This is a genomic window from Streptomyces radiopugnans, assembly GCF_900110735.1.
Lineage (GTDB): Bacteria > Actinomycetota > Actinomycetes > Streptomycetales > Streptomycetaceae > Streptomyces > Streptomyces radiopugnans.
In genome coordinates, this window is the sequence record NZ_FOET01000009.1 from 37478 (window position 1) to 48550 (window position 11073).

Annotated in this window: 12 protein-coding genes; 9 read left to right on the plus strand and 3 right to left on the minus strand. The window is 71.2% G+C overall.

Annotated elements, in window-relative coordinates:
- Positions 1–57: 57 nt before the first annotated feature.
- Positions 58–1275, minus strand: coding sequence for a hypothetical protein (locus tag BMY40_RS16930; RefSeq protein WP_143071784.1), 1218 nt, complete (start codon positions 1273–1275; stop codon positions 58–60).
- Between the two features lie 96 nt (positions 1276–1371).
- Here BMY40_RS16930 and BMY40_RS16935 point away from each other — a divergent pair, with 96 nt between their 5' ends.
- The 6 genes from BMY40_RS16935 to BMY40_RS16960 all read left to right on the plus strand — a co-directional run bounded on the left by BMY40_RS16935 (position 1372) and on the right by BMY40_RS16960 (position 6784).
- Positions 1372–2085 carry a UbiX family flavin prenyltransferase gene (locus tag BMY40_RS16935; RefSeq protein WP_093660426.1) on the plus strand — a complete coding sequence of 238 codons (714 nt, stop codon included), beginning with the start codon at positions 1372–1374 and terminating at the stop codon, positions 2083–2085.
- 105 nt (positions 2086–2190) lie between these two features.
- Positions 2191–2649: an Lrp/AsnC family transcriptional regulator gene (locus BMY40_RS16940; RefSeq protein WP_093660428.1), complete on the plus strand. Its 459-nt coding sequence runs from the start codon at positions 2191–2193 to the stop codon at positions 2647–2649.
- A gap of 128 nt (positions 2650–2777) precedes the next feature.
- Positions 2778–3941, plus strand: coding sequence for an aminofutalosine synthase MqnE (gene mqnE / locus BMY40_RS16945; RefSeq protein WP_093660430.1), 1164 nt, complete (start codon positions 2778–2780; stop codon positions 3939–3941).
- Positions 3942–3986: 45 nt separating this feature from the next.
- Positions 3987–4511 carry a GNAT family N-acetyltransferase gene (locus BMY40_RS16950; protein ID WP_093660432.1) on the plus strand — a complete coding sequence of 175 codons (525 nt, stop codon included), beginning with the start codon at positions 3987–3989 and terminating at the stop codon, positions 4509–4511.
- Positions 4512–4539: 28 nt separating this feature from the next.
- Complete coding sequence (locus tag BMY40_RS16955) at positions 4540–4896, plus strand: DUF4229 domain-containing protein (RefSeq protein WP_342745078.1); 357 nt, start codon at positions 4540–4542, stop codon at positions 4894–4896.
- Between the two features lie 433 nt (positions 4897–5329).
- A complete protein-coding gene (locus BMY40_RS16960) occupies positions 5330–6784 on the plus strand; it encodes a dicarboxylate/amino acid:cation symporter (protein ID WP_093660434.1) in 1455 nt (484 codons plus the stop codon).
- Between the two features lie 319 nt (positions 6785–7103).
- On the opposite strand, the gene BMY40_RS16965 is transcribed toward BMY40_RS16960, so the two are convergent.
- Positions 7104–7307: a cold-shock protein gene (locus BMY40_RS16965; protein WP_093660436.1), complete on the minus strand. Its 204-nt coding sequence runs from the start codon at positions 7305–7307 to the stop codon at positions 7104–7106.
- A 241-nt stretch (positions 7308–7548) separates the two neighbouring features.
- Here BMY40_RS16965 and BMY40_RS16970 point away from each other — a divergent pair, with 241 nt between their 5' ends.
- The 3 genes from BMY40_RS16970 to BMY40_RS16980 all read left to right on the plus strand — a co-directional run bounded on the left by BMY40_RS16970 (position 7549) and on the right by BMY40_RS16980 (position 10388).
- Entirely contained in the window at positions 7549–8424 is an 876-nt protein-coding gene (locus BMY40_RS16970; RefSeq protein ID WP_093660438.1) for a menaquinone biosynthetic enzyme MqnA/MqnD family protein, read from the plus strand.
- 180 nt (positions 8425–8604) lie between these two features.
- Entirely contained in the window at positions 8605–9804 is a 1200-nt protein-coding gene (gene mqnC / locus BMY40_RS16975) for a cyclic dehypoxanthinyl futalosine synthase (protein WP_093660440.1), read from the plus strand.
- 26 nt (positions 9805–9830) lie between these two features.
- A complete protein-coding gene (locus BMY40_RS16980) occupies positions 9831–10388 on the plus strand; it encodes an imidazolonepropionase-like domain-containing protein (protein ID WP_093660442.1) in 558 nt (185 codons plus the stop codon).
- Position 10389: 1 nt separating this feature from the next.
- On the opposite strand, the gene BMY40_RS27775 is transcribed toward BMY40_RS16980, so the two are convergent.
- Positions 10390–11040 (minus strand): hypothetical protein, encoded by a 651-nt coding sequence (locus BMY40_RS27775; RefSeq protein WP_143071785.1) that lies wholly within the window; start codon positions 11038–11040, stop codon positions 10390–10392.
- Positions 11041–11073: the final 33 nt, after the last annotated feature.

Below are 11073 nucleotides of genomic sequence, written 5' to 3' on the forward strand. Positions count from 1 at the left end.
CCCGAGAACGTCACGGAACGTGTCGGGAGTTCCGGCCGGGGCCCCGGGGCGGGGTCTTCAGGGCCGCGGCGAGCCCAGTTCCTCGTAGAGCACCGCGGCCATCACGTCCTGGGGGTCCAGCCACCTGGCGCCCTCCGGCGCCTTCACCGGGACCGCCGAACCGGGCGCGAAGGACATGGCGAGAGGTATCTCCACCGGTTTCCCGACACCCGTCTCCCCGGTGAACTGCGCCAGGTCCACCGTCATTCCCGACAGGACGCCGTCGCGCAGCGCCAGCTCCGCCGTGACCCGCCGGTCCGGCGCCCGCTCCAGCCAGGAGAACCCGATCCCGTCGAAGCGGTCCTCCAGCGGGGCCAGCGTCCGTGCGAGGCCGTCGGCGGCCTCCCGGGCCGGGAGGGTCACCCTGACGCGCTCGGTGCCGTCCGCCCGCCCGGCGTCCCGCAGGACGGCGTGGTCGTCCAGGGCCCGGCGCACCGCGCCGATCACATGGTGCTGGGCCCGCGCGCTCTGCAGGATGTCCACGCTGTTGGCCAGCCGCTGGGCGCGCTCGCCGTACTTGCCGCCCACCGCCCGCGCGAAGTGGTCGAACTCCTCGGGGTCGATCTGCACCCACCGGCCTTCGAACATGTCCCGTGCCGCGGCGAGGGAGGGCGGCAGATCGTCCGCCGAGCGGGCCAGCTCGGCCGCCTGCACCACCGTCTCGCGGCTCCGGTTCGTCTCGTGCGCCAGCCGCGTCCAGTCGGCGCGCACGTAGAAGTCGGCGCCCACCGACTTGTAGGCGGCCACGTCCCGGTTGCCGAAGTTCACGGCCGCGGCCGTGTCGAGCCGGTCCTTCCCGCCGAGGTCCTTCAGCGGCCTGTCCGCACCGAACACGAGCGCCGTCTCCATCCGGGACAGCAGCAGCGCGTCGGTCCGGGAGACCGCCGGGCCTATGCCCCGCTCGTGGTTGCGCCGCAGGAAGGCGTGTATCTCGTCGGCCGGGGCCTCGACGCGCACGGTGACCGACACCGTGTCCCACTCGCCGAGCCTCTCGACGGACTGGCGGACCCTGGTCTCGGCGTCGGCCCTCCCGGGGGCCTCGCAGGCGGTGGAGGCGGCGATCAGAAGGGCGCAGCCGGCCGCCGCCAGGCCCGCGCGCCCGGTGCGCCCCGTGCGCCCCGTGCGCCGGGTGCGCGAGGCGCTGCCGGTGTCCGGGAGGTGCCTGGAGTGCTCGGCGTGCTCGACGTGCTCGATGTGCTCGATGTGCTCGGTGGGCGTGCGGGGCATACGGGACATGCGGCGATCCAACTACTTCGGGGGCGGAGACGGCCAGGGTCCAGGGTGCCCCGGCCGGCGCGGGAGGGCGGTGCGGCGGCCGTTAGGCTCGGTGCCGTGAGGGACAGTGTGCGACGGCCGTGGATCGTCGGTGTGTCCGGGGCGTCCGGGACGCCGTACGCCGCGTCGGTGATCCGCGCGCTGCTCGCGGCGGGCGAGGACGTGGACCTGGTGGTCAGCCGGGCCTCCCGGCTGACCCTGCTGGACGAGACCGGCCACCCCTTCCGCGACGCCCACTGGCGCGAGGACCTGCGGCGCTGGCTGGCCCGGGGGGCGGACGGCACCCCGGACGCGTACGACGTGGCGATCCCCGAACCCGGCCCGGAGGCGGGCGAGGAGGCGGGCACGGGCGGCGGGACCGTACGGTACTGGCCCGCCGGCGACCTGGCCGCGGGACCGTCGTCCGGCTCGTACCCGGCCAGGGGCATGATCGTCGTCCCGGCCTCCACCGCGTCCGTGGCGGGCATCGCCCTGGGACTGTCCAAGGACCTGCTCCAGCGCACGGCGAGCGTCACGCTCAAGGAACGCCGCCCGCTGGTCGTCGCCGTGCGCGAGACGCCGCTGAACGGCCAGACGCTCAGGCATCTGGTCACCCTGGACGAGGCCGGGGCCGTGGTGCTGCCGGCCTCGCCCGCGTTCTACGCGGGGGCGGCCCACATCCAGGAACTGGTCGACTTCGTCGCCGGCCGCGCGCTGGACGCACTGGGCGTTCCACACGATCTCTACCGCCGATGGGAAGGCGAGCTGGGGGGCGCACAGAGGCAGTCGTAGGGCGGCGAGCCCGGATGCCTTAGATTCGATTACGGAAAGCTCTTGCGGTATCCGACAGCCGGACAGCCCGGACGACGGCCCGAACGACGGAAGGCACCAGGACGCATGGACGCGGTGGACAGACAGCTCATCCAGGCGCTGCGCGAGAACGGCAGGGCCTCGTACGCGGAGCTGGGCCGGCTCGTCGGCCTCTCCGGCCCCAGCGTGACCGACCGCATCAACCGGCTGGAGGCGGCCGGCGTCATCACCGGCTACCGCGCGACCGTGGACGCCCCCTCCCTGGGCCTGGGCGTCACCGCCCTGATCGGCATCCAGCTCTCGGACTCCGTCGACCACGAGGACGTGGTGGAGCGGCTGAGGGAGCTGGCGGAGATCGAGGACTGCTGGTTCATCGCCGGGGACGACTCCTTCATGCTGAAGGTCCGCGCCACCGACGTGGACGGACTGGAGCGGACGATCCGCAGGCTCTCGGGCACCAAGGGCGTCTCGCGGACCCGCACCACCATCGTGCTCTCCACCAAGTGGGAGAACCGGGTGGGCGTACTGCCCGCCGAGGAGGAGTGAGCGCCTCCGCCGCGCGCCCCGGGGTACCGCCCGGGCGCGCGGCGGAGCAGGCGTAGGCTCGACGGGTCGCCCGCAAGGGACGGCCCGCAGGACCCGCGACCCACACAGGAACAAGGAGGCGGCGACGCATGGACGCTGGGCTCAAGCGCGAGCTGGAGGAGAAGGTCCGCGCCGGCGAGCGGCTCAGCCGTGAGGACGGCATCGCCCTGTACGAGTCCGACGACCTGGCCTGGCTGGGCGGCCTCGCCCACGAGATGCGCACGAGGCTCAACGGCGACGTCGTCTACTTCAACGTCAACCGCCACCTGAACATGACCAACGTGTGCACGGCCTCGTGCGCCTACTGCTCCTTCCAGCGCAAGCCGGGGGAGAAGGACGCGTACACCATGCGCATCGAGGAGGCCGTGCGGCTGGCCAAGGCGATGGAGGGCGACAACCTCACCGAGCTGCACATCGTCAACGGCCTCCACCCCACCCTGCCCTGGCGCTACTACCCGCGCTCGCTGCGGGAGCTGAAGAAGGCGCTGCCGGACGTCTCCCTGAAGGCGTTCACCGCCACCGAGATCCACCACTTCGAGACGATCTCCGGCCTGCCGGCGTCCGAGATCCTCGACGAGCTGATCGACGCCGGTCTGGAGTCGCTCACCGGCGGCGGCGCGGAGATCTTCGACTGGGAGGTGCGGCAGCACATCGTCGACCACCGCACCCACTGGGAGGACTGGTCGCGCATCCACCGCCTCGCCCACTCCAAGGGCCTCAAGACGCCCTGCACCATGCTGTACGGGCACATCGAGGAGCCCCGCCACCGCGTCGACCACGTGCTGCGGCTGCGCGAGCTGCAGGACGAGACCGGCGGCTTCCAGGTCTTCATCCCGCTGCGCTACCAGCACGACTTCGTGGACATGAAGGACGGCAAGGTCCGCAACCGGATCCAGTCCCGCACCACCATGGCCACCGGCGCGGAGGCGCTCAAGACGTTCGCGGTCTCGCGGCTGCTGTTCGACAACGTGCCGCACGTGAAGGTGTTCTGGGTGATGCACGGCGTGCAGACCGCCCAGCTCGCCCTCCAGCACGGCGCGGACGACATGGACGGATCGGTGGTCGAGTACAAGATCACCCATGACGCGGACAACTACGGCACCCCCGACAAGCTCACCCGCGAGGACCTGCTGGAGCTGATCCGCGACGCCGGCTTCCGCCCCATCGAGCGCAACACCCGCTACGAGATCGTCCGCGAGTACGACGGCCCGGACCCGGCGCGGCGCGAGTCGCCGCAGCCGATGCGGCTGTGACCCGGCGGCGGACGTGATGCGGAACACACCGTTGAGGACGGCTCGATGACGCTGCGGTACGTACTCGACCCTCCCGTCGACCGGCGGCTGACCGACGGGATCTGCGCCCTGTGGGCGCAGGTGACCAACGCGGGCGGAGCCGTCGGCTTCGTACCGCCGGTGACCGACGCGGACGTACGGCCCGAACTGACCCGGCACCTGACCGCGATGGCCGAGGGGCGGGCGCGGCTGCTGGCGGCGTACGACGAGGAGGAGCGGGTCGCGGGCACCGCCTTCCTCATGCCGAACACACACCGGCTGATGCGACACTGGGTGTGGCTGTACACCGTGATGCTGCGCCCCGACCGCCAGGGCCGGGGCGAGGGCCGGGCCCTGATGGCCGCCGTGGAGGAGGCCGCCCGGGGCATGGACGGCGTCCGGGGCATCCGGCTCACCTGCCGCGGCGGGCTCGGGCTGGAGCACTTCTACGGTTCGTGCGGCTACAAGGAGGTCGGACGCGTACCCGACGCCATCCGCGTCGCGGACGACGACCTCCGGGACGACATCACCATGTGGCTCCGGCTCAGCTGACCCGGCCACGCCGAAAGGATCCACCACCGTGACCAGCACTTCGGAGACCGGCAACACGAACACCGGGCCGGACGCCGGGCCGGACACCGCGTCCGGCGCCGTGCCGGGCCGCGCGCCGCACGCGACGCTCCGCTACACGGCCATGCGGCTGGGCGTCTTCCTCGCCTGCTTCGTGGCCGTCGCGGTGCTCGCCTACGTCGGCGTACTGCCCGAGGCCATCGGCAGGGCCAACCCGCTGTGGCTGCTGATGCTCGCCATGGTCGTCTCCGCGCCGCTCAGCCTGGTGCTGCTGCGCAGGCAGCGCGACGAGATGTCCGTGCAGATCGCCGAGCGCGTGGACCGGGCCAAGCGGAAGCTGGCCGCCAACCAGAGCCAGGAGGACTAGGCGGGAGGACCGGGCAGGCCGGCCGGGAGGACCGGGCCCCGGCCCGGCCCCGGGCCCCTCGCACCGCGTAACCCTCGTCACAATCCCTCACGACGCCCCGCCGGGAATGCCTTTGCCCGGCGGGGCGTTGTGCGTCGGCGGAAACCGTTCCGCCCAGGCGGCGCCCGGGAAGACCCGGAGCCCGGTGTTAGCGTGAGGACCATGACGACCGCAGCCCGCACCACCCCCCAGGCCAGGAGCACGATGCTCGTGGCCCGGCTGCACGTCGACCTCTGCCGCTGCCTGTCCGCGGCCTGTCGCATCGGCTGATTCCCGCGCGACCACGGCGGCCGGGTCCCTCCGGCGCGCTCTTCCCTCTTTCCGGGTTCTCCGGCACCGTCGTCCCGACGCACGCACAGAACGCGCAGAACCCAGAGAACCCAGTCCCCGTCACATGTCCCACCGGAGTGTGTCCGTGTCTTCAAACACGCCATCCAGCGCGCCCGGCGAGTCCGCCGCGCCCACCGCGCCCGCCGCTTCCACCGGGCCGAAGCGCCGCACAGGCCTTTCCAGGGTCCCCTTCTGGGCCCAGATACTCCTCGGCCTGGTCCTGGGAGCCCTGCTGGGCTGGGTCGCCCGCAGCGGCGACGTCGCCTGGCTCAGCACCGCCCTCGACAGGATCGGCGGCACCTTCGTCCAGTTGCTGAAACTGGCCGTCGGCCCGCTGGTCTTCTTCGCCATCACCGTCTCGATCACCAACCTGCGGAACGTCTCGGGCGCCGCCCGGCTGGCCGGCCGCACCCTGCTGTGGTTCATGGCCACCTCGCTGATCGCCGTCGGGATCGGCCTGACCATCGGTCTGCTCACGAACCCGGGCGCGGGCACCGGCCTGTCCCCGAATGACGGCGCCCGGCCCGAACAGGCGGGCTCCTGGCTGGACTTCCTCACCGGGATCATCCCCACCGACGTGATCACGCCGTTCACCGAACTGAACGTCCTGCAGATCGTCTTCATGGCCGCCGTCGCCGGCATAGCCGCCCTGCGGATCGGCGAGCGGGCCGCACCGCTGCTCTCCTTCTCCGAGGCGGCCCTCGCCCTGCTGCAGAAGGCCCTGTGGTGGGTGATCCGGCTGGCCCCGCTGGGCACCCTCGGCCTGATCGGCCGCGCCATCGACCAGTACGGCTGGAACCTGATCGGCCAGTACGCCACCTTCACCGCCGACGTCTACATCGGCTCCCTGCTGGTGATGTTCGGCGTCTACCCGCTGCTGCTGGCGCTGGCCGCCCGGGTCAGCCCGCTGCAGTTCTTCCGCGGCGCCTGGCCCGCCATCCAGCTCGGCTTCGTCTCCCGGTCCTCGGTCGGCACCATGCCGGTGACCCAGAAGGCCATCGAACGGCTCGGGGTGCCCAGGGAGTACGCGTCCTTCGCCGCGCCGTTCGGGGCCACCACCAAGATGGACGGCTGCGCCGCGGTCTACCCGGCGCTCGCCGCGATCTTCGTCGCGGAGATCTTCGGCGTCTCCCTCGGCATCGGCGACTACGTGCTGATCGCCTTCGTCTCGGTCATCGGCTCGGCCGCCACCGCCGGCCTCACCGGCGCCACCGTGATGACCACGCTGACCCTCTCCACCCTCGGTCTGCCGCTGGAGGGCGTGGGTCTGCTGCTGGCGATCGACCCGGTCCTGGACATGATCCGGACGGCCACCAACGTCGCCGGCCAGGCGGCGGTCCCGGTCGTCGTCGCGGCCCGCGAGAGGATCCTCGACCTGGACGCCTTCCGCAGCGCCCGGAGCTTCGACATCGCCGACGCCGACGCCGATGCCGGCACTGGCACCGGTGCCGCCTCCGCCGGAGGCACGGGAGGCGCTGAAGGCCGCCGGGGCGGCGAGCCGGCCCCCGCCACCGCCTGACCGGCCGCTCACAACGAACGCCCACGGGCCCCTGCCGGCTCCCGCACCCGGGAGCCGGCAGGGGCCCGTGGCCGTCCCGGCGCGGATGCGGGAGCGGCCCGCTCCCGCATCCGCGCCGTGGGCCGTGGTGGCACAGCCGGCACACTGCCCCTCGGCCGCGGTGCCGTGTTCCCCCCGGCCCGGGGCCGGGAAAGGCAGGAGCCCCCGCCGTGGCGGGGGCTCCTTGGGTACTGCTTATCCGGTCGTCTGCCGACGCCGTACCGCCCTCACGGACGGCCGTACGCCGTCACGGCCAGAAGGTCTGGCCGAGCCGGGCAACTCAGGCCGCGGTGACGTTCTCCGCCTGCGGGCCCTTCGGGCCCTGCGTCACGTCGAAGGTGACCGCCTGGTTCTCCTCCAGGGAGCGGAACCCGTTGGCGTTGATCGCGGAGTAGTGAACGAACACATCGGGACCGCCGCCGTCCTGGGCGATGAAGCCAAAGCCCTTTTCGGCGTTGAACCACTTGACGGTTCCGGTAGCCATAAGCCCTCCTTGGGCCTATAAGGGTTGCCCTGCTCCAGAAGCCGATTAAGAACTCTGAAAACGACGAGAGCCCGCGGTCACATGCTCCGCAGGCTCTGTACTGCAAGGGAAACCAAACTGCAACTTGCTGTGAGCGTAGCACGGTGCCCCCCGGAGGGGAAGGGTGATCATGTTCCGGCGCGTCCGTCCGGGTGAGCACCCCCGAGGGGGCGGACCGCACCTGCGGGGATAGCCTCGCAAGGTGGACACCAATGACGCTGACCGGCCCGTCGCCGAGCCCCCGCGGAGGCGGCCCCGCGTCGGGCACATCCAGTTCCTCAACTGTCTGCCCCTCTACTGGGGGCTCGCCCGCACCGGCACCCTGCTGGACCTGGAGCTCACCAAGGACACCCCCGAGAAACTGAGTGAACAGCTGGTGAACGGGGATCTCGATATCGGCCCGATCACCCTCGTGGAATTCCTCCGCAACGCCGACCGGCTGGTCGCGCTGCCGGATATCGCGGTGGGCTGCGACGGCCCGGTGATGTCCTGTGTGATCGTCTCCAAGGTGCCGCTGGACACCCTCGACGGCGAGCGCGTCGCACTCGGCTCCACGTCCCGCACCTCGGTGCGGCTGGCCCAGCTGCTGCTCGCCGAACGCCACGGCCTCGCCCCCGACTACTACACCTGCCCGCCCGACCTCGGCCTGATGATGCAGGAGGCCCAGGCCGCGGTGCTGATCGGCGACGCCGCGCTGCGCGCATCCCTGCACGACGCGCCCCGGCTCGGCCTCCGGGTCCACGACCTGGGACTGATGTGGAAGGAGTGGACGGGCCTGCCGTTCGTCTTCGCCGTCTTCGCCGCCCGCCGCGACTACCTGGAGCGCGAGCCGGAGACCGTGCGGGAGGTCCACAGGGCCTTCCTCGCCTCCCGGGACCTGTCCCTGGAGGAGGTCGGCAAGGTGGCCGAGCAGGCGGCCCGCTGGGAGGCCTTCGACGCCGAGCTGCTGGAGCGCTACTTCACCACCCTGGACTTCCGGCTGGGCCCCGAACAGCTGGGCGGCATCGCCGAGTTCGCCCGCCGGACCGGCCCCACCACCGGATTCCCGGCCGATGTGCGCGTCGACCTGCTGAGCTGAGGCCGTACCGCTCCGGGGCCGCCCGGAGCAGCGGCCGGGCGGACCGGGCGAGCCGGACTGACCTGCCGAAAGGCCGCCCGGACGCTGGCGTACGCTGGATCGGACGCCGTGCCGCCGCGCGCCGACCGGCCGGCCGCCAAGCCCGACCGACCCGACCGCCAAGCCCGAGAGGACCGCCCGGTGACCGATAACGCCGACCTCCAGTCCGTACTCGACCGCGCCGCCGGGGGCGGGCGGATCAGCGCGGAGGAGGCGTTGGAGCTCTACCGGCACGCCCCGCTGCACGCGCTGGGCCAGGCCGCCGACGCGGCACGCCGCCGCCGGTACGCGGGCACCGAGCACATCGCCACGTACATCATCGAGCGGAACATCAACTACACCAACGTCTGTGTGACCGCCTGCCGGTTCTGCGCCTTCTACGCGGCCCCCAAGGACACGGAGAAGGGCTGGACGCGGGACCTGGACGACATCCTGCGCCGCTGCGAGGAGACCGTGGCGCTGGGCGGCACCCAGATCATGTTCCAGGGCGGGCACCACCCCGACTTCGGCGTGGAGTACTACGAGGAGCACTTCTCGGCGATCAAGGAGCGCTTCCCCCAGCTGGTGATCCACTCCCTGGGCGCCTCCGAGGTCGAGCACATGGCCCGGATCTCGGGCGTGACGGTGGAGGAGGCGATCCGCCGCATCCACGACGCCGGCCTGGACTCCTTCGCCGGAGCCGGCGCCGAACTGCTCCCCGAGCGCCCGCGCAAGGCGATCGCGCCGCTGAAGGAGTCCGGCGAGCGCTGGCTGGAGATCATGGAGACCGCCCACCGGCTGGGCGTGGAGTCCACCTCCACCATGCTGATGGGCACCGGCGAGACCAACGCCGAACGCATCGAGCACCTGCGGATGATCCGCGACGTACAGGACCGCACCGGCGGCTTCCGCGCCTTCATCCCGTACACCTACCAGCCGGAGAACAACCACCTGAAGGGCCGCACCCAGGCCACGGTCTTCGAGTACCTGCGCATCCTGGCCGTCGCCCGGCTCTTCCTGGACAACGTCGCCCACATCCAGGGCTCCTGGCTGACGACGGGCAAGGAGACCGGCCAACTCTCCCTGCACTACGGCGCGGACGACCTGGGCTCGGTGATGCTGGAGGAGAACGTCGTCTCCTCGGCCGGGGCGAAGCACCGCTCCAACCGCATGGAGCTGATCGACCTCATCCGCAAGGCCGGACGCGTACCGGCGCAGCGCTCGACGACGTACGAGCACCTGGTCGTCCACGACGACCCGGCGAAGGACCCGGTGGACGACCGCGTCGTATCCCACCTGTCCTCCACCGCGATCGAGGGCGGCACCGCCCACCCCGAGCTGAAGCTCATCGACGCCGGCTGATCCCGCCGACCCGCCCGCCCGCCGCCGTGCTGACCATCCACACCCCGCTCGCCGTCCGCTCCGCCGAGGGCGGCGAGCGGCTGGACGGGTACGCGGTGGCGGTCGAGGGCGACAGGATCGCGGCGATCGGCCCGGCGGACGAACTCGCCGGGACGTACCCGGCCGCCCGCGTCCGCCACTGGCCCGGCGAACTTGCGCCCGGCCGCTGCGCGGTGGACGCGGTGGCGTGGCTGGAGGCCGCCTACCACCCGGACCCGCGTGAGGTGGGCCTTCCCGGCATCCCCGACACCGAACCGCTGACGGGCGAGGCCCTGGCCGCCCTGGAGATGGACGAGGTGCGCTGGGGGCACAGCGCCCGCCGCGGTCTGCAACGCCTGCTGCGCCAGGGCGTCACCTCCGTCGTCGGTCCCTTCGGCCACCCCGCGGTCCGCAACGCCGTCCAGCGCTCCGGTCTGACCGTCCTGCCCGCTCCCCGCCCCGCCACCCTCTCCGCGGGCGCCCGCGCGGACTTCGCCGTCCACACCGCCGACGGCCGCTGCCTCGCCACGGTCCTCGCCGGCCGCCTCCTCCACCGCCGCGCCTGACCTACCAGGGCTCATCCCGCTCGGGGATGTCCCCGTGGTCCTCGCACCCCAGTTCCCCCGCGATGTTGCGCGCCACATGTTGAAGTATGTCCATGTGCAGTTTGATTGCGTCCAAACCACCCTCCCCCCCTACGAGTCGAGGGCCGTAGGAAAGTTTTCCATGCACTACAGGGTGTTCTCTGCTATTTCTTTCTGTGCTGGTTGAGCGACACTCGAAATATACGTCAGCAGACGTATAGGTGGAAGTCGCCCGCAGGGCAAAAGGAAAATCTTCTTCGCCGACGACTGCTGTTTCTTTTTCCGGGGGGATGTCGTCTCGGTCTTGCATTCCGAAGTGAATGCGCGGAACGGGTGAATCCTTATTCTTGTCGGGGTGGACTCGGCAGAACTCTCTCTTCTTTCCCTCTCTTCCTGCCTTCAGGTCGGACAAGAGGGCGTCTGTGAACTCTCCTTTGTCGCTGACGGAATCCTTTCCGAATTCCTCTGTCGCCGTTATCTTTTCCATGGCGGAGGCGGCGGCCTCTGATAGGCCACCGCATACATCCTGTGCGGTGACTGAATCTCCTCTGTCTCCGCTGAAGCAAGATGATGTCATCAAGGCGATGCTTCCGAAAGCGAAGGCGATGCGCAATCGAAAAAGCTTTTTCTCCACTGGGCCGTCTCTCTGGTGATTCTCTCTTCGAGG